Annotated in this window: 13 protein-coding genes and 5 pseudogenes; 8 read left to right on the top strand and 10 right to left on the bottom strand. The window is 57.0% G+C overall.

The features are described 5' to 3' along the window. Together TRIHO_RS11715 and TRIHO_RS11710 are read left to right on the top strand one after the other, a co-directional pair. Positions 1-583: integrase (locus TRIHO_RS11715; protein WP_082705122.1), on the top strand; the 583-nt coding region annotated here is incomplete at its 5' end. A gap of 270 nt (positions 584-853) precedes the next feature. Continuing rightward, positions 854-1,248, top strand: a pseudogene (locus tag TRIHO_RS11710) (transposase); the annotation flags it as partial. Here TRIHO_RS11710 and TRIHO_RS23315 read toward each other — a convergent pair. Beyond that, positions 1,247-1,465, bottom strand: a pseudogene (locus TRIHO_RS23315) (transposase); the annotation flags it as partial. The pseudogenes TRIHO_RS11710 and TRIHO_RS23315 sit on opposite strands and share 2 nt — an antisense overlap. Here TRIHO_RS23315 and TRIHO_RS11705 point away from each other — a divergent pair. Then, positions 1,453-2,377, top strand: a pseudogene (locus tag TRIHO_RS11705) (IS3 family transposase); the annotation flags it as partial. The pseudogenes TRIHO_RS23315 and TRIHO_RS11705 overlap by 13 nt on opposite strands. Before the next feature lie 273 nt (positions 2,378-2,650). Here the strand turns inward: TRIHO_RS11705 and tal are convergent. The 6 genes from tal to TRIHO_RS11675 all read right to left on the bottom strand — a co-directional run bounded on the left by tal (position 2,651) and on the right by TRIHO_RS11675 (position 9,257). Then, positions 2,651-3,595 (bottom strand): transaldolase, encoded by a 945-nt coding sequence (gene tal / locus TRIHO_RS11700; RefSeq protein WP_068243584.1) that lies wholly within the window; start codon positions 3,593-3,595, stop codon positions 2,651-2,653. Between the two features lie 104 nt (positions 3,596-3,699). Continuing rightward, positions 3,700-5,328, bottom strand: a complete 1,629-nt coding sequence (locus tag TRIHO_RS11695) for an FGGY-family carbohydrate kinase (RefSeq protein WP_068243581.1) — start codon at positions 5,326-5,328, stop codon at positions 3,700-3,702. 22 nt (positions 5,329-5,350) lie between these two features. Further along, on the bottom strand, positions 5,351-6,079 hold the full coding sequence (locus tag TRIHO_RS11690) for an SDR family oxidoreductase (protein WP_068243578.1): 729 nt from the start codon (positions 6,077-6,079) through the stop codon (positions 5,351-5,353). A 19-nt stretch (positions 6,080-6,098) separates the two neighbouring features. Continuing rightward, entirely contained in the window at positions 6,099-7,355 is a 1,257-nt protein-coding gene (locus TRIHO_RS11685; protein ID WP_068243576.1) for a sugar ABC transporter permease, read from the bottom strand. Further along, entirely contained in the window at positions 7,352-8,158 is an 807-nt protein-coding gene (locus TRIHO_RS11680; RefSeq protein WP_068243572.1) for an ATP-binding cassette domain-containing protein, read from the bottom strand. The genes TRIHO_RS11685 and TRIHO_RS11680 overlap by 4 nt, the downstream gene beginning before the upstream one ends. A 61-nt stretch (positions 8,159-8,219) precedes the next feature. Further along, on the bottom strand, positions 8,220-9,257 hold the full coding sequence (locus tag TRIHO_RS11675) for a substrate-binding domain-containing protein (RefSeq protein ID WP_068243569.1): 1,038 nt from the start codon (positions 9,255-9,257) through the stop codon (positions 8,220-8,222). 250 nt (positions 9,258-9,507) lie between these two features. Here TRIHO_RS11675 and TRIHO_RS11670 point away from each other — a divergent pair, with 250 nt between their 5' ends. Both TRIHO_RS11670 and TRIHO_RS23310 read left to right on the top strand, forming a co-directional pair. Next, positions 9,508-10,524: a substrate-binding domain-containing protein gene (locus TRIHO_RS11670; RefSeq protein WP_068243564.1), complete on the top strand. Its 1,017-nt coding sequence runs from the start codon at positions 9,508-9,510 to the stop codon at positions 10,522-10,524. A gap of 147 nt (positions 10,525-10,671) precedes the next feature. Then, positions 10,672-10,794 (top strand): annotated as a pseudogene (locus tag TRIHO_RS23310) (transposase); the annotation flags it as partial. 231 nt (positions 10,795-11,025) lie between these two features. On the opposite strand, the gene TRIHO_RS11660 reads toward TRIHO_RS23310, so the two are convergent. Continuing rightward, positions 11,026-12,042, bottom strand: a complete 1,017-nt coding sequence (locus TRIHO_RS11660) for an IS110 family RNA-guided transposase (protein ID WP_068243558.1) — start codon at positions 12,040-12,042, stop codon at positions 11,026-11,028. 121 nt (positions 12,043-12,163) lie between these two features. Here TRIHO_RS11660 and TRIHO_RS11655 point away from each other — a divergent pair. Together TRIHO_RS11655 and TRIHO_RS11650 are read left to right on the top strand one after the other, a co-directional pair. Continuing rightward, positions 12,164-12,557: pseudogene (locus TRIHO_RS11655) on the top strand (IS6 family transposase); the annotation flags it as partial. Between the two features lie 187 nt (positions 12,558-12,744). Beyond that, complete coding sequence (locus tag TRIHO_RS11650; protein ID WP_068243555.1) at positions 12,745-15,258, top strand: hypothetical protein; 2,514 nt, start codon at positions 12,745-12,747, stop codon at positions 15,256-15,258. 215 nt (positions 15,259-15,473) lie between these two features. On the opposite strand, the gene TRIHO_RS11645 is transcribed toward TRIHO_RS11650, so the two are convergent. Further along, complete coding sequence (locus TRIHO_RS11645; protein WP_106406185.1) at positions 15,474-16,649, bottom strand: S8 family serine peptidase; 1,176 nt, start codon at positions 16,647-16,649, stop codon at positions 15,474-15,476. A gap of 178 nt (positions 16,650-16,827) precedes the next feature. Between TRIHO_RS11645 and TRIHO_RS11640 the strand changes: the two genes are divergently transcribed. Then, positions 16,828-17,397 carry a hypothetical protein gene (locus TRIHO_RS11640; RefSeq protein WP_068243554.1) on the top strand — a complete coding sequence of 190 codons (570 nt, stop codon included), beginning with the start codon at positions 16,828-16,830 and terminating at the stop codon, positions 17,395-17,397. Between the two features lie 15 nt (positions 17,398-17,412). Here the strand turns inward: TRIHO_RS11640 and TRIHO_RS11635 are convergent, their stop codons facing one another. After that, entirely contained in the window at positions 17,413-17,955 is a 543-nt protein-coding gene (locus TRIHO_RS11635; protein WP_232367773.1) for an RNA polymerase sigma factor, read from the bottom strand. Positions 17,956-18,615: the final 660 nt, after the last annotated feature.

The raw sequence follows: 18,615 nt of genomic DNA, 5'->3' as shown, positions 1-18,615 counted from the left end.
GGATGCTCGCGAAATGCGGGCGAAGAATGGGAAAAGCTTCACCGTCCGATGGTTTCCGGTGCCAAACGAGATCAGACTCGTCGTGGTGGAATGGAAACGGGAACTGGAAAGCAATGGATTTGGCGAAGAGGACGCTCTATTTCCTGACAGCAAGTATCTCACGACGCCCAAAACCGGCGCGACACCGCTTCCGATTCTAGAAACGACCGGGGCGGTGAATAGAGCCTTTCGCATTGCAAGCACAGGCGTCGGGCAGTCCTACTCGCCCCATTCAGCGCGCCATTGCCTCAAAGTGCTGGGCGATCAGATCTGCACCCGTTCTGAAGAGCGAAAGGCCTGGTCACTGAATCTTGGGCACGAGAGCATGGTCATCACGGAAGCTCACTACGGCAAGATGACCGAGGCCACTCGAATGCAGGTCTTGGGCGCCATCAAGCAGAAGGATGAGACCTCGGACGATGAAAAGGATCTTATGCTCCGCTACTTCCTCCACGCCTTGTCTCCTGGCTCACCCGAGCACCGCGCGGCTCGGCAGCTGGTCAGGCAGCGAGAAGCCGCGCTCGATGAGAGCGTGCTAGAGTGACTAACTCTCCGCAGGGAGAGCGTCCTCAAACTATTGGAAGGGGCAACGCAGGCCACACGGCCCGATGCCCCATTCCATTCAACAAGGTGCTAGGGTGTCGGCGCTGGGGCACCCCCAAGGGCATGGCTCATACAAGAGCCATGGGTCCTGCAATGGAAAGCGACACCGACATCGGTACAGTATCGCCAGCCCAGAAGAAAATCAATTTGGACCTGTCGCAGTTTGATGCCGCTCCTTTGATAGCATTTACTGCACCAAAGGAGACTGACTATGGGACTGAAACGGACGGACGAATTCCGCCAGGATGCGGTGCGTATCGCGTTGACCAGCGGGCTTACGCGTAAGCAGGTGGCAGATGATCTGGGCGTCGGGATGTCGACGCTGAACAAATGGATCACCGCGCATCGAGATACAGATGTGGTTTCGAAAGAAGATATGAGCCTCGCCCAAGAGAATGACCGGCTTCGACGCGAGAACCGCATTCTCAAGGAGGAGCGGGAGATATTAAAAAAGGCCACGGTGTTCTTCGCGAGCCAAAAGCCGTGAGGTTCAAGTTCATCGAAGAGCACCAATCCGCGTTTTCCATCCAACGTATGTGCAACGTCATGCAGGTCAGTCCGCGTGGTCTACGGGCCTTCCGCAGCCGCCCAAAGCGGGACAGGTCCATTGACTGAAGGGGTCGGTCTTGCGCTGAGCCACTCGGACCACGGATCTGGCTCCGTGAACCAGCAGGGTTCGCAAATGCCTGTCTCCGCGCTTGCTGATCCCCATGAGTAGCCTCTTGTCGCCACTGGAATGCTGTCGTGGAACCAGCCCCATCCACGCCGCCAGATGCCGGCCGTTCTTGAACTCTCGACCGTCGCCCACTGCGGCAACAACAGCTGGCCGAGCAGAACCGCAGACTGAAGAAGATGTATGCCGAGATGAGCATGCAGAATGAGTTGCTCAAGGAGGCCCTTGGAAAAAAGCCTTAAGGCCATCTCAGCGACGAGAGATGGCCATGAACGCGGTCGCACAGCTTGGGATCAGCGTTGCGCTGGCGTGCCGCGCGTTTCAGATCAGCGAGACGTGCTATCGGTACAGCCCCATCTTGAGCGATGAGAATGAGGAGATCGCCGATTGGTTGGAACGGTTGACCGAGAACAAGCGCACCTGGGGCTTTGGCCTTTGCTTTTTGTATCTGCGCAACGTGCAGGGCTATGGCTGGAACCACAAAAGGGTGTATCGGATCTACTGCGAACTGGAGCTGAATCTGCGCATAAAACCCAAGAAACGGCTCAAGCGGGACAAGCCCGAACCATTGGCAGTGCCTGACAGGCCCAACGAGACATAGCCAATGGATTTTATGGCAGATCAGCTCTCTGATGGCCGGTCGATCCGGACACTGAACGTCCTGGATGACTTCAACCGCGAGGGCTTGTGCATTGAGGTGGACTTCTCACTGCCTGCCGAACGCGTCGTGCGTAGCCTGACCAGGTCATCGAATGGCGTGGGAAACCCAAAACCATTCGTATTGACAATGGGCCCGAATATATCAGCGGCAAGCTCATGGAGTGGGCCGAAAAGCAGGGCGTTCTTCTGGCATACATCCAACCCGGAAAGCCGCAGCAGAACGCCTACATTGAGCGCTACAACCGCACAGTTCGAGGTGAATGGCTCAGTCAATACATCTTCGATACGATCGAGGAGGCACAGAACCAGGCAACTGAATGGCTGTGGACTTATAACAACGAACGGCCCAACATGGGCATCGGCGGGATCACACCCGCAATGAAACTGCAAACAGCCGCCTGAATTCTACGGCTGGACCCCATTAAAAATGGGGGGATTACCAGCGGACCTTCGGGCAAATCGCGTTGAATGGCAGAAAGGAACCCGAACTGTGAATTCGGTTTTCGCCCTGCGTGCGCTTACGGCACTTAGCATGCGGCAGGCTCGTGCTGCCGTTCGACAGAAACCGGCCATTGGATTAGCCTGTCACCTTAATCTTTGGCGCAGCCCGTCAGAGTTAGAGTTTCGAACAGTCAGGGTTTTGGATGCCTGTTGTATAACAACTGCCTTTCGGTTTCAGCGCATTCGCAATGAGACAATTTCGATCAGCCTAACATGATCTGTGTGGAAATTTCGGATACCTTCAGCAAGCTTTTCGGTCGCCATCGCATCTGCGTTCATGTCCCAACGAAACTTCACCTCATCCATAGTCTTTGTTGCCGAGCCGGTTGCGGTCTCTGGAGACAGGGCGCGCCGCAAATCAGCTTCGTCCCGGGCAAGCTCGTCCAACAGCTTGGGTGAGATCGTAAGGTTGTCGCACCCGGCAAGCGCCTTGATCTGATCCGTGTTGCGGAACGATGCACCCATGACGATGGTGTTGATACCGTTGGATTTGTAGTGATCGTAAATCCGCATGACCGACAACACGCCAGGATCTTCGTGTGGTGCATAGGCGTCACGCCCCGCGTGTTTTTTGTGCCAATCCGTGATCCGCCCCACGAACGGCGAAATCAAGAATGCGCCGGCATCCGCGCAGGCAACCGCTTGGGCTATCGAGAACAGCAGCGTCAAGTTGCAGTCGATCCCCTCGTCCTGAAGAACTTGGGCCGCGCGGATGCCTTCCCAGGTTGCGGCAAGTTTGATCAGAATACGCTCTTTGCCGATCCCTCGTTCGGCGTAATCCGCAATAATCTCGTGTGCGCGTTCCACTGAAGCATCAGTATCGAACGAAAGACGAGCATCGACTTCGGTTGAAACACGGCCCGGCACAAGTTGTGTGAGTTTCGCGCCGACTGCAACGGTCAGCGTGCCCGCGATCTGTTCAGGGGACAAACCCATCTTCCGCGCGGTTTCAATTTCGCGCGCCACAAGATCTTCGGATGCAGGGTCCTGCAGCGATGCCAGCACCAGTGAAGGGTTGGTCGTGCAATCGATTGGACGCAGTCGCTTTACGGCTTCTACTTCGCCGGTATCGGCGACCACGACTGTCATTTTCCTGAGTTGGTCGAGCACGCTATGCATAACATTTCTCCTGCTTTCGCTCGTTCGATTTGGGCACAAATTTTACTTGGCCTGGGGTATTTTTGAAAAACCTAATCAGCTTTACCCAAGTCCCATTACCGGGTTCAACGGTTAGCAGCTTGCCTGGCAACTGATTGCAATTGATCGAATATTTTGAACCGGGAGTCGTGAAGCTGGCGCACCTCGCCCGACTGTGGTTCGTATCGCGAGGAGAACGTCGACATTTTCTCCATGGCGCGGTGGATGTCTGGATGGACACCTCCCGCGACGCTGCCAAGAATAGCCGAGCCAAGAAGAACTGGTTCCTCCGCTGACGGTGCCGCGATTTCGACGCCTGTAGCATCCGCCAAGAGCTGCCGGATCATGTCGCTGCGCCCTGCACCACCGCTGATGACAATGCGTTCGACCGGTGCCCCCGCCGAGGCCTGCGCCTCGACGATCTGGCGCAATCCGTAGCCGATCCCGCAAAGCCCTGCGACGTAAAGGGCGATCAGGCTATCGAGGTCACGCTCCATGCCAACGCCCGCGATGACGGCGCGGGTATGTGGGTCGGCATGCGGCGCGCGATTTCCAAGAAACTCCGGCACGACATGAACATTGCCCGCAAGAACGCCTGCGTCTTGACCATCGCCGAGACGCATTTCGACGCGCCCAGCGAGCCAGGCCGGCAAGGATTGTTCGTCCCGCGCCGCCTCGGCGTGTGCCTCAGAGGCATGAGGGTGAAATTCGAGCAGGTGATCAATTGCGGCACCAGCAGCGGACTGGCCACCCTCGTTCAACCATAGGCCGGGCACCATCGCGGAATAATATGGCCCCCAGACGCCGGGGACAAAGACGGGGTCTTTCGTGGACGTCATAGTGCAGGAGGATGTGCCAAAGACGTAAGCCAGATTGGCCTCTGCTCCGCCACCACCTTTTGCCCCGACCGAGCCGATGCCACCTGCGTGGGCATCGATCAATCCGGCCGCGACTGGTGTGCCCGGTACCAAGCCGAATTCATTGGCGGCCTGTGGGGTTATCCCCGCGCCGAGTGCAGATCCTGCGGCAACGATATTCGTGCCTATCCGTTTGAACCCCTCGTTGGCCAACTCATCAAGTCCAACGGTTTTGAAGTAGTCGGCGTCCCAGCTGTCCTCTTGGGCCATATAGGTCCATTTACACGTTACCGTGCAAACCGAGCGTGCAAGATCGCCCGATGCCCGCCATGTTAGAAAATCAGTGAGGTCCATAAACTGCCAAGCCTCGGCAAAGACCTCGGGCCGGTTCTCCTTGAGCCAGAGCAGTTTCGGTGTTTCCATTTCTGGAGAGATGCGGCCGCCAACGTAATCAAGAACCCGATGACCGGTCGCGTTAATCCGCTCGGCTTGCTCGAGCGCGCGATGGTCCATCCAAACCATGATATTGCGCTCTGGATGGTTGGGGTCACCTACTGGCAGGGGCGCTCCATTGTCGCCCAATACCACCAGAGAGCAGGTTGCATCAAAGCCGATACCCTTGATCTGCTCGGGCCGCACGCCCGATGCGGTTATCGCACCGCGCACTGACTTGACGACAGCCTGCCAGATATCCGCGCTTGATTGTTCAACAATGGTCCCGCCTTCACGAAAAATACGCGTCGGGCATTTGTCGGTCCCCACCATTCGCCCGTCGGCTGTAAAGACTCCGGCGCGAGCACTACCCGTTCCAACATCTATGCCAAGGAGATAGGATTCAGCTGCGATTAAATTGGTCATACTCCGCGTCCTTTCTTGGCGTTCAAAGGTCGACGCTGTTCGGCAAGATCACCATGTCCCTGATCACCACCCCTCGCGGCCGTGTCAGCATGAAAAGAACAGCTTCGGCAACTTCGCGTGGTTGCATGAGCGATCCAATCGCAAGGGCTTCTTCCATCTTTTCTTTGGGCCAGTCGTCTAGCAATGCCGTGACGACTGGCCCTGGGAGAACGGCACCCATACGGATGCCGTATTCGGAAACCTGGCGGCGGGTCGCATGAAGAAACGCCTGAACCGCAAATTTGGACGCTGTGTAGATCGGCTCCCAGACCACAGGCACAACACCGGCGACCGAACTGGTAAAGATGATGTCTCCGGTTTTGCGCTCGATCATCCGAGGCAACACGGCCTGAACGCTTCGAAAGGCCGCGTTTATATTGAGGTTGAGCATCCGGTCCCATTCATCGGGATTACCCTCTGCCGCCGCACCGCCAACATAAGCGCCTGCATTGGCGTGAAATACGTTCAACGGACCGACGAGTTCCTCGATCTTGGGCAACATGCCCGAGACTTGAGGCCCGTCGAGGAGATCGATGACCAAGGGTTTGGCATTATCGCCCAACTCTTCGCACAGCGTTTTCAGCCGATCCTCAGCCCTGTCGATCAACACGACCCGTGCGCCCTCTTCGATCAGGATGCGGGCGCATTCGAGCCCAATCCCTGAAGCCGCACCGGTAATAGCGGCTGTTTTTCCATCCATCTTGTTGGTCATGTTCCGCTCCTTTGGTGGCTTATGCACGACCGTGGCTTGCACGCGAACGGCGGGCGAGCGAGTCGACGATGACAGCGATGGCAAGAACCGCGCCGGTAATCATGTAGCGCAAAGACGAACTTAGATTGAGCAGGGTCAGCCCATTGGAGATTGCCATGATGACCAAGACACCCAGCAATGCAGACCACGCCGACCCGCGCCCGCCAAACAATGACGTGCCGCCGATCACCGCCGCCGCGATAGCATTGAGGTTGACGTCACCAGTGCCGGCCTGTTGGCTGGCGGATGCCAGACGTGCCGCAGCGAAGACCCCGCCCAATGCGGCAAAAGTCGAGCATACGACAAACGCAGACAGGCGGATTCGCTGAACATTAATACCCGAGCGACGCGCTGCTTCGGCGTTACCGCCGACGGCAAACATCGAACGTCCCCATTTGGTGCGGGTCAAAGCATAGTTCAGGATCACGACAAACAGAACGAACACCCCGAACATCCACGGCACACCGCGACCTTGCTCTAAGTAAAATACAGCAAACAGCAGAGCGACTGTCAAAACTGCCGCTTTCACGACCGCAACGCTCATTCCGCCCGATGACAGGTTCGCGGCACTTCTTTGTTGATTGGTGCGCATCGCGCCCACGAGGATCAGCACACCGGGAACGAATGCGACAATATATGAAAGCCACGCAGGCATGATCAGGATTTGACCGAAACGCACCAAGGGTGACGTGAACGGCATGTTGATCGATCCCGTAGGCCCGAGGATATAAAGCTGAAGGCCGAGCAGAGCGAGTAGCCCAGCAAGGGTTGCAACGAAACTTGGCATCTCAAATTTGTTGCGCAGGAAGCCGAAAAGCATGCCCACACAGGCACCGGTCAGCATCACCGCAATGATGGTAAGCGGTAGCGGAATACCTGAGTTGACCCAGAGCACGCCCGTCATCGCCGATCCAAGACCACTCATCGAGCCAATGGAAAGATCGATTTCACCAAGCAGCAACACGCAGACCACGCCAAGCGCGATCAGGCCCACGGCTGCGGCATCAAACAGCAGGTTCACAAGGTTGTTGGGGGCAAGAAAAACGGGGTTCAGGGTCGTGAAGACCACCGAGATCAGAAGCAGGCCGAAGGCAACTGGCAACATCCCCAAATCGCCCGATTTGATCTGGTCGACGAAGCCGCGCATCGCGCCCGGCAGACCTGCATCGTGACGCACACGGGTATCTGCGCGGTCAAGCTGCGGGGCCGATGGATTAGTCTGGGTATCTTGGGTCATTGGTCTTCCCCTACTTCTTCGAGTTTGCGCGCAGCACGGCGAGACACGGAATTCTCGCTGGCGCCGGTGATCGCTGACACAAGTTCCTGATGCGATGTTTCGGCGGTGAAGACGCCGTTGTTGGTGCCAAGCCGCAGCACCACGATGCGGTCGGCAACTGCACGCACGTCTTCCATATTGTGTGAAATCAGGATGACGCCGTGCCCACGGTCGCGGACCCGTTCAATCAAGTTAAGAACTTCGGCGGTCTGGGCGACACCCAAGGCTGCGGTCGGCTCATCCAGCATGATGATTTTCGGGTCCAGCAAAAGCGAGCGCGCAATCGCGACCGTTTGGCGCTGACCGCCGGAAAGCGAGGCAATGGGTTCGCGCACGGATGGGATACGTGCGGCTAGCTCCTGCAACAGTGTCCAGGCGCGCACTTCCATTTGCACCTCGTCCATCCGCCAAGGCGAAACTTCGTGACCCAAGAAAAGATTGGCAACCACATCAAGGTTTTCACACAGCGCAAGATCCTGAAACACCGTCGCGATGCCCATTTCGAGCGCGGTCGCCGGCGTATCCAAAGTCACTTGATTGCCCAAATACTCGATGGTGCCCGACGTGGGCTGATGCACACCCGCCAGAACCTTGACCAGGGTGGATTTTCCGGCACCGTTGTCACCCACCAAGGCGACGACTTCGCCGGCATGGACATCAAGGTCAATATTATCCAACGCGGTAACAGCGCCGAACTGTTTGCCGACGCCCCGTAATTTCAGGATGACCTCACCCTTCGTCGGAAATTTTTTCTCCTGCGACACGCTATTCTCCTCCCAGAAATTCGTGATGCGGCACCGCCGTAGCGTTGCCGCATTTTAGCTGTTACTCGATTCCGAGTGCGGCACAGGCGTCTGCGTATTCCGCTGTGCAAACCTCTTCGGCCGATTGGATTCCGGCATCAAAGATTTCTGCCTTGATGTTTTCCTGTGTCACGACAGCAGGAACGAACAACCGCGAAGGCGTGTCGTAAAGCGTCGAGGTCGCTTCCGGCGTTTCACCGTTGAGTAGCATGACAGCAACCTCCGCAGCAGCGGCGGCTACGATCTCGGATGGTTTGGAGATCGTGTTATACTGGTCACCTGCGATGATCAGTTGCAGTGCAGCGATCGTGGCGTCGTTGCCTGTGACGGGCGGCAAAGGATCAGCACCAGCAGCTTTTAAAGCCGCAATCGCGCCACCACCGGTGCCGTCGTTGGCTGCGACGATACCCATGATATCGCTACCAAAACGGGTGATCTGTCCAGCAGTCCATTCCTGTGCCTTTGGTGGAGCCCAGTCAGGTGTGTCGAACTCCGACAGGGTTACGTAGGGCGACGCATCCAGCGCGCGATCAATACCGTCGCGGATTAGGCCTGCGGCTGCATCGGTGGGCGAGCCGTTGATCTGAAGAACGCCAGCGCCGTCCGGAACGCCTTCGGCCTGCAAATGCTCTACCAGCGACTGAGCGATGGCGAAGCCGATGCCCTCGTTGTCAAAAGACACATAGAAATCAGCGGGCGAATCCGGGATCGGACGGTCATACGCAATGATCTTCACATCCTGCGAACGCGCAATCTCGACGAGGCCAGCGGCCGCGGCGGAATCGACGGGGTCTAGAACCACGACTGTCGCGCCTTGGGCAATAACCGAATTAAACTGCTGCTGCTGCAGGGCCACGTCGCCGTTGCCGTTTTGGTAGATCAGGGTGCAGTCCGCACACAGCTCGCCCATTGCGGCTTGGAAACCGGGCCAGTCATGTTCTTCATAACGTGTGGACGCCTGATCCGGCATCAGGAATGCCACGGTTTCTGCGGTTGCCGCGGTAGCGAAAAGTGTGGCGACCAGCGTAGATGCGGCCGCAAGTGATGTGGTCGATTTCATGTGTTACCTCCTCCATGTCAATTTTGCGCCCGCTCCCACGGAATGTGACGTTGGAACGAAAATGCGGATCCGCAAGCTCCCCACAGATCGGGGTGCCAAGGTCCGAATTGAACTTCTCCCAACGCATCACACTGAATGCGCAACCGATAGTGCAATTTGCTCCATCGATTGTGCATCATTGCTCCATCGATTGTTTTGAGTCAATGTGCTTTGACAAATTTGCATTGACTATCTGGAGTCCTGACAAAATATGGAGAAAGGGACAAAGAGAACAACGATCTACGACCTTGCCAAACTTGCCGACGCATCGCCAAGCGCGGTGAGTTCAGTCCTTAATGGGACGTGGGAAAAGCGTCGAATCAGCAAAAAGCTGGCCGCTCGGGTGATGAAAATTGCGGAAGAGCAAGGCTACGCGGTCAACGTACAAGCCAGCCTTCTGCGCCGCGAACGGTCAAACATTGTCGGCATGATCGTCCCGAAATACGACAACCGATATTTTGGCGAGATAGCAGAACAGTTCGAGGTGATGGCCCGCGCAAAGGGTTTCTTTCCTGTCGTCACCTGCACACAGCGCGACCCTGAGCTTGAGTTCGAAGCCGCCAAAGAACTGATCTCCTATCAGGCCGAATGCCTGATCTCGACCGGAGCAACTGACCCAGACCGGATATCGGCCTTTTGCAGTGCATCGGGCGTTCAGTCGATCAATCTCGACCTGCCCGGGAAAAACGCACCGTCGGTGATCTCTGACAACTACTCTGCAGCCAAAGACCTTACGAAACTAATTCTCGACCGATGTGAAGAAGAACTCAGCTGGAGTGGCCCCCTGCGGTTTGTTGGCGGGCGCCTTGCGGACCACAACACAGCGGCACGACTTGAAGGATTTTTGTCCGAACACAGTGATCGTGGGATTGCCGTGCCGGACTCCTACATCATGGCGACAGGCTACTCTGCCGGGAAAGCGGCCACAGCTTTGGATTCGTTACGGCCCGATGAGCCGACCGGTCTTTTTGTGAACTCGACAATTTCGCTTGAGGGGGTCGTTCGATGGTATAGCCAACTTCATAGTGGCGCAGAGTTGGTAAGATACGGTTGCTTTGACTGGGATCCTTTCGGAACTTTCCTGCCAGGCAATGTCGGCATGGTTGAACAGGATGTCACCATGATGCTCAATAAAGCATTTGAGGTGATTGGAAAGGTTGACGCACCAACTGAACCAATCTTGGTTCCCTGTCGGCTCAGAGCCTTCCCTATCAATTTGGAAATATGACTCAATCGCCTACTGATCTCTCCATTTTTGAAGTTGGAAAGCTACTACGTTCCGGTGCGCTAACCTCGCTTGGGTTGGTAATCCCCCCTAAAATTAGTGGTGTTCAAAAGTGGAATTTTCTCGGCAAGATATCTGAGGAGATTTACGATGAAGAACGGACGATTTAGCGACGCGCAGATCATGGCTGTCTTGAAGCAGGCGGAGGGCGGCGTACCGGTCTCGGAGCTGTGCCGGGAGCACGGGATGAGCAGCGCCAGCTTTTACAACTATGGATGTCTCTCCCTTTGCAAGATTTTCGTTGATCTGTTCCGCGGCCAGGTCCCAGGTTGCAAACATCTATCCGGCGTCACCGGTTGATGGTGCGCCCAAATGGGAATTCCGCGTGGTGAGCCTCAACAAATGGTCGGCCTCGGCAGGCCATTATAAAAGCCAGGTTCCTCACACACCGGAGTTTGCCGGTCGGTTCATTTCTTTGATCGTCTTGCAATCCTCGTTGCGCGCTTAAATGGCGGCGCGGAACTCCTCGTTTCTGTTCAGCATGGCCCAGATGATCCGGGCGTTCTTGTTGGCCACCGCGACGATGGCGCGGTTCATGCCACGTCGTTCGCGAAGGCTGTTGACCCATTGACTGAAGGGGTCGGTCTTGCGCTGAGCCACTCGGACCACGGATCTGGCTCCGTGAACCAGCAGGGTTCGCAAATGCCTGTCTCCGCGCTTGCTGATCCCCATGAGTAGCCTCTTGTCGCCACTGGAATGCTGTCGTGGAACCAGCCCCATCCACGCCGCCAGATGCCGGCCGTTCTTGAACTCTCGACCGTCGCCCACTGCGGCAACAACAGCTGTCGCCGTCTTCGGGCCGACACCACAGATCCTTGCGATCCGGCGACAATCCTCATTGGACTTGAAGACCGCATCGATCCGGCGGTCGAAGGCTATGATGCGCGCATCGATCTGCCCCATGAAGTCGAACAGGTCGCCGATAATTTCCCTGCTCATCGCGCTCAGCCCATTGGCCTGGTCCTCCAAGATCTCCGGGATGGCGCGCCGCGCCCGACCGATTGACAAGGCGATCGGTATGCCGCGGTCCAATAGCAGGCCTCGCATCTGGCTCACCAGTGCAGTCCTGTGATTGACGAGGCGGCGTCGCGCCCGATGCAGGGCCTGAATATCCTGCTGCTCTTCTGACTTGGTCGGCACGAACTTCATGTTCGGTAGCATCAAGGCAGTGCAGATCGCCTCAGCATCGTTCTGATCGTTCTTCTGATGCTTGACGAACGGTTTCACATACTGCGGTGCGATCACCTTGACAGAATGCCCAAGCGCTTCGAACTGCCGCTGCCAGTAGAATGCGCCTGTGCAGGCTTCGACGCCAATCACACAAGGTTCAAGCTTAGCGATCTCGGCCAAGAGTCCTTCTTGGCGTATACGCCGCTTCAATACGGCCTGCCCGTCAGCGCTGACTCCGTGCAACTGGAAAACGTTCTTAGCCAAATCAATTCCAAGGAATGCGACTGTCATTTCTCTCTCCATTCTGTTGCGTCACACCCGCAGCGTTACCGATGGCGGGAGAGACATCCATCCCATTAAATTGAAGGCCAAGTATGGCGGCATGGAGGTGTCCGAGGCTGCGAGGCTACGGCAAACTCTGGATTTCATGCTGTCCGAGCGCCGGGACTTGGCTGCCGCCCCGGCGCTTCTTCAAGCGGGCGATTGGTTCGAACGGCGTGCCCGACCGGGTTGTCATCGACAAGAGTGGCGCAAACCTGGCCGGTTTGCAGGCGGTGAACGCGATCCTGAAATTTACTGGCGGTGGCCGCACAGTCGAGATCCGGCAGGTCAAATATCTGAACAATATCCTTGAGCAGGATCATCGTTTTATGAAGCGGATCACTAGCCCGATGATGGGTTTCAAGGCCTTCCATTCGGCCTCTGCTACCCTCGCCGGGATCGAGACCGCCCACATGATCCGCAAGGGGCAGATCCCCGCCAATGGGACCATTGCTTTCCAGACCTTCGCGGCGCTAGTAGCGTAATTCTGTCCGCAGATAAGGCGATGCCAACACTCGACATAGTTTGCGACGGAACCCTATAGCTTACCCCGGCGGAATACTGGTCGAAAACTCAGGACCAGCTCTACAACATTCCAAGATTTTTTTGAACCGTACCGGCACTCAGCGCGACCTCATTAGCAGACGCACTCATGCAAAGGTGGAGACCCCAATGAATATTGAACAAAATAGCGACGCGCAGCACGCATTCAGCAGCAAAGACCTCGAAGGATTTCTGAAGAGGCTCGGGATTCCTGTGAACGGCGAGACTGTCAGCCTCGCCTTTGCCATCGACTTTGCCATGCGTCGTGGCAATCGCGCCGAGGCGGAAGCACGTGCGCAGGAATTAATGGGCCTGTTCCTTGCCTCCCCGTTTACGCCGGAAGATGACGATGGCCGGGTCGAGCACAACTACAACGCGCTAGACCGCAAGCAGCCCGTTGCCAAACTGGTCAGCGATACGCTGAACCTGTACGAGAACATGCAGATCACGCTCCAGGCTGCAGACCCCGAGGAGAGCTCGAGCGAAATCTACAGCGACGAAATGTTGAACCGCATTGTTGGATTCGCCAATCTGCCCAAAGATCCATTGATCAAAGAGTGGTTCCGGCGGATTGGGAACGCCGTTGCCACAGGTGGTTACAAGGCGGCGGAACGGGAGGCAGGCGGCTTGATCGGGCTTCTGGTGGCAGATGAGATAATTGAAGACACCGATGCGGCCCGTGCCGAAATGCTCGAACAGATTATGGTTACCGTCAGTGTGGCCGAAAGGAGTATTGACAAATATGGCGATGCCGAGGGCAATGAAGACTTCTACAACCCAACCAACGATGCGGATGGATCTGCGCAGGCGGATGTTGAAATCGACCTGTCGCTCAAGATAGAAGAAGAACGTCTGGCACGCGAAGCCCAAAAGCGCACCTATCAGGAATACACACGACGAGAACGCGCCCAGTTCGATAACATCGCCACGCGCGCTGATGGGCTGATTGCAAATCTGGGTCTGGACCTTGCCAATGCCAACGATGCCGCGCTGACCCGGCGGTTCATCCAGTTGATGCGCGAATTCGGGTATTTGCAGGGGCCCACGACGTCCGACGGGATCGCGGCGGCCACCGCAGCGAGGCAAAACATCGAAGCGTTCGCCGCTGAAGTCGCAGTGCAACGCATGGGGCAAGGTGGCACTGAGGCGATCTCGGCCGAAGCATTGACCCTCCAGATCGTACAAGAGGCAGCCGAGGTGACGCGCCAGCACGAGGTCCAGTTGCCCCAGCTCGAACTTGAGGCACACGCAGAGATCCGAGAGCAGATGCGCCGGGAGGCCGAGGTCGCGGCCGCACCTGACGCAGCACAGGCGGCGCCCGATCAGCCGGAGGACAACGTGGGCCAGGATCCGCGAAGAAATCGAGCCGATCCAACGCCAACCGAAGGGACCGCAGACGAAAACCCCGACCCGGCCAAGACCACTGATCTGGAAGTCCAGAAAGTCGCTGTGGCCCTCAAAGAAAACGGCGAGAAAGAAGCACGACAGGTTGCCGCCCAAATCGCAGGACTAGCGCGTGACGAGGGCACTCTGCCTGTTTCCGAAGCGGACATGATTGACGACCTACTGGCCCGTGCCCAAATCTTCAACGCGGCGGTGGGTGAATACGAACGCAAGGATAGGGCTGCCGCCGAAAAGGCGATGAAAGCCAAACGGGATGCAAAGGTCGCCGGAGCCACGCCTCCGACACCCGAAACCGGCGAAACACAGGCGCAACCGCCCACAGACGCCCCTCGGTTGTCGGATTACCGTGCAGAGTTGCAGCACATTTCGTTCCTGTTGGCCGAAGGCAGTCCGTCTGAAGCCCGTGCTGTGGCCGTGGAACTCGCCAAAACCTTGCGCGCCTTTGGCGGGCAATTCGCTAAAATCGATGAAGCGATGGTCCTGAAACATGTGATCAAGGAAGACAAAAAGGCAAAGGACGCGCGCGCAATCGCCGCGAACGGACGGACTGACAGTGACGACGCGGCTGACCCCGCCGGATGGTTCCTGTCGGTGGCGCTCAGAAAGGACAACAAAAGCGTCAAGATCTATGAACACCTCGTCCGCGCGATGAGAAGCCGTGACAAAGACACTGTGAACAAGCTGGCCCAGGCGCTCTCTACGCATATCCTGAAACTTTACAAGACGAACGTAACCATGCCCGAAATGTTGAAGGCTATCATCGACGCCGCGCGTTTGGACGCCAAAAGAGAACAGGACGGCAGCGCGAAGGCGTCATCTGACAGCCGCTTTGACGGTGACACTGACGAGGATGACAGTGCAGCGAATAGTGCGGCTGTCGAAAAGAACTCAGGGGGCACCGAAGGCCAGCCCAAATATGACATGAGCACAATCAAAAGGGTTGATTGGCAAGCCATGCTAACTGTTTACGGCATAGACCCAGAAGAAGGCGATGCGGCGGCGGATGTAGCCAAGCACATCGTCAAGAAGGGCCTGGAGGCGCCCAGTGCCCTGAAGTCCGCCAAGGACCTTCTGAGCCGCTCGAAAAAGAAGGTCAAAGGCACCAAAGTGAAGAACCACAAACACTTCGTGGCCGCCATCGAGGATGCAATGGTTAAGAAGACCGAGGGCAAAAAGGTCGTTAAGCCTCTGAAGTTCGCGGATCTTCCCGAAGATATGAGTGACGACGTATCAGTCTGAGGCATTTCCAATGCGCCCCAAAGCCAAGGTTGCGGTCCCGCCGCACCTTGGCGACTGCCTTGCGACCCTTGTGCTGTGATTGAAATCGAGACGTAGTCATTTCCGCGACAAGGGTGAAAATCCCGCACTCGATCCCTTTTCGTATCCAAGAAACAAAAGCAGTGCACCCTCTCTACCAAACCGGCTTACGCCCATCTAACCGTCCGGGCGCAAGATCATTCGCAATCCCGTGGTCCTTTGAGCAGTCCGGAGCCGTATGTTCTGTCAACACCTTTGGGGCCCAGATCTTCACTTGTGCTGGCCAGAAGGGTGCGCACGTCGGCAGAGGTTGCCGCGCCAGATATGCGGGGATCCGCCGCTATCTTTGCCGTGACGAACGCGGCAGCAAAGGACGTACCGGTAACAAATCGCCCGCCCTGATCCGTGGGTACAAAAATGTCGACGCCAGGGGCAGCGACATCCACGAATGGACCGCGAACAGCCCGACGATAAATGTGCGCCTCTGCGTCCACCGCCGTGGCCGCGATTACCTGATCAAATGCAGCAGGGTAGAACGCCCCCGCATCCGGTCCGAAATTGCCCACCGAGGCCACTAGGATCATGCCACGGTTCGCAGCGGCATCAATCGTGATCCTAAGGATTTTATTGGGCGGTCCAGCCAAAGACATGTTGACCACGCGTACGTTTTGACTGGCCAGCCACTCCAGCGCGCGGATGAGTGCATCAGCACCTGCAACCAGATCTCCGCCCGCCGTGCGGGTCATCACGCCGGCGTTATAAATGGTCAGACCGTCGAGCCGTCCCGGCCCTGCCAATACACTGGCGACGTCCGTCCCATGTCGTCCAGCGCCTGAATCTGCTTCAGAGAACACGCGTGAAATGACCCTTACGCCGTTCAATGCCGGAGCACTTTGATCAACCACCGTGTCGACCAACCCCACCGGGACTCGTGCCGAACAGCTCTCTACCGGCCATCCCATCAGGGTCTGTGCATACGTCCTCGGGTCAGGCGACGGTGCGTCCATCTGCAGTCGATAGGCGTGGTTGACCCCGACTGCCGCTGCTGGTTCAGCCGCTTCGAGATAAGCGATTGCCTCTTGCCCGTTGACATTGGCTGGCGTCTGGAATGTCAGCAAAACCTTGTCAAATGCGGGCAGCGGTGTTGTGCGCAGCAACCGATAATCACGTGCTTGCGCGGCAGCCTTGATCCTGTTCGTCGGGGCATTGGCGTCCAGAATAGCGATGACATCGCGAGAGGCCACGTCGGGCCGCGTCGTCGACACGTCCACCGCAGCGCAAGCGAACAGCAGAAAGCCGCTGCATATTGCTGCCAATGTCTTGAGAGGAGCGTTGCGGACAGTCTGTGTCCTGCAGTGGCGTGTGTCGGACATCTGTGTGCTCCTTGCTGTGTTGACGATACCCGGGGGAGTGCACAGTTATAACACCTCAAGTGCGGGTTTTATTTTGAACCTTCTGGCGGAGCTATGCGACACATACCTGTAGACGCATTGCTTCGCTCCGTAAATGCGTTGCTCCACCGGACAAAACGCAGGCGCAAAAAGGGACGAGATGGACCGCGACGACCTCATACTGGCTTATGTTCAGGGAAAACTGAGCGATGCAGACTCGACTGCATTTGAGCAGGATCTTGAGCAGGACGCGAACATGGCAGCCGAGCTTCTGGCCTTGCGCGCGGCTCGCTCGGAGTTCGCGCAGGAGGATGATCAAGTAGAAGCTGACGCCGGATGGTCTCGATTGGAAGCGACGATCAACGCCACTATTCCCGCAAATGACAACCGGCCACTGCGGCTATCGCTGTGGCAGACAGGCGCGTTGATCGCGGCGTCGCTGGTGTTGTGGCAGGTTGCGGTCGTCCCGTTTACGCAACCACAGCGCGCACCCGGTTATGAGGCGGTCAGCGAAGCCACCAGGGGAGCCGTGTTGCAAGTTATGTTTTCCGCCACGGCGAGCGTCGCGGAGGTCACAGCACTGTTGCGCGTTATTGGCGGCACCGTTGTCGAAGGTCCCGGCGCGCTTGGCCTTTATCGCATTGCCTTTGAGAGTTCCAACCGGATGGAAGTTGCGCGTGCGGTTTTGGAAGGGCGTCGCGATTTGATTGACTTAGTAACCGTGGAGTAACCCTGCACCGCGTCGTCAGCGCGTCCCGAGGCAGCGTAGCAGTAGCTTCTTGGCGTGAAACACACGGGTCTTGATGGTCCCGCTGGGCACGCCCTCGATGTCAGCAATTTCATCGTAGGTGAGGTCTTCGTAAAAGGCGAGGCGCATGACGGTTCGGTGGGCCGCCTTGAGGCGGTCGAGACAGGCACGCACGCGACCGGCTTCGGACACCGATATCGTAATCGCCTCAGGGTTGGGAGTATCGTCGATGGCCTCCGGCACTTCGTCGACATACTCGACGCGCGCGCCTTTGCGGACACGGTCCACGATTTTATTACGCGCGATGGTCAACAGCCAACTTTTGGCAGAGGCCTCTCCACGGTACTTGTGCGCTGTGCGCCAAACATCGAGCATCACATCTTGCACCACATCCGAAGAGGTCGCCTCATCCATCCCTCGGGATCGGGCAAAGGCGATGACGGTGCGCTGATAGGCCATGTAAAACGCCTTCATCGCGGCTCGATCTCCCGAACCGATCCGGCGCAACACGCCTTTGTCTTGCGCCGGATCGGTCATCATAGCGGTCCCAGTTCTTCGTGATGTTCCGGATGAAAGGTCGCACTGCCTGGCGGTCAATTCAAGCCAAACCATCACTATATGCGACGGCCCTAACCACAAAGCCTACCTGCGGGACACCTGAACAACATTGGGCCGCATTAGCGTATCAACCAACGTTGATCGTTGAAAACTCTTGCAGCCTTCCCCTGAAGGCCTACCCATCTGGGCTTTTGATCTTCACGATTGTTTGGGGCATTATAGCGAAGCCGTTCGCGTTTTTGATCAAGGGGCAGGATCAACCTGCCTGCTCGTACCGTTCTCGGACAAATCGCTCCTGCTTTGGCGTAAAACCCTCACCATACGCACTCCTTACGCAACGATGGCACATATGTATTCCCACCTCTTCAAGAGACTGCCAATGTCCACTTTCCACGATCTGCCTCGGGCATAGGTCGCATTTTGTCATCTGAGATTCCTTCTGACTTATTGCTGTCAGAAGGTGATCGCAGACGTCCTTGCGAGTGCAAATGCACCCAGCTAAATCGAGAGGTTCCTTGAGATGCGAATAGATGCTCAATGAGTTTTGGATGACGTCAGCCAAGGGCTGGTTTCTGTCGTCAGCTTACGGCACTGTTGATTTCCGCTGAGAAGTGACCCGGTAGGCCAGATAATTTTCACTGA

Origin of the sequence: Tritonibacter horizontis (genome assembly GCF_001518015.1) — a bacterium.
Lineage (GTDB): Bacteria > Pseudomonadota > Alphaproteobacteria > Rhodobacterales > Rhodobacteraceae > Epibacterium > Epibacterium horizontis.
Note: the sequence above shows the minus strand (reverse complement) of the source record. Positions and strands in the feature narration are given on the sequence as shown.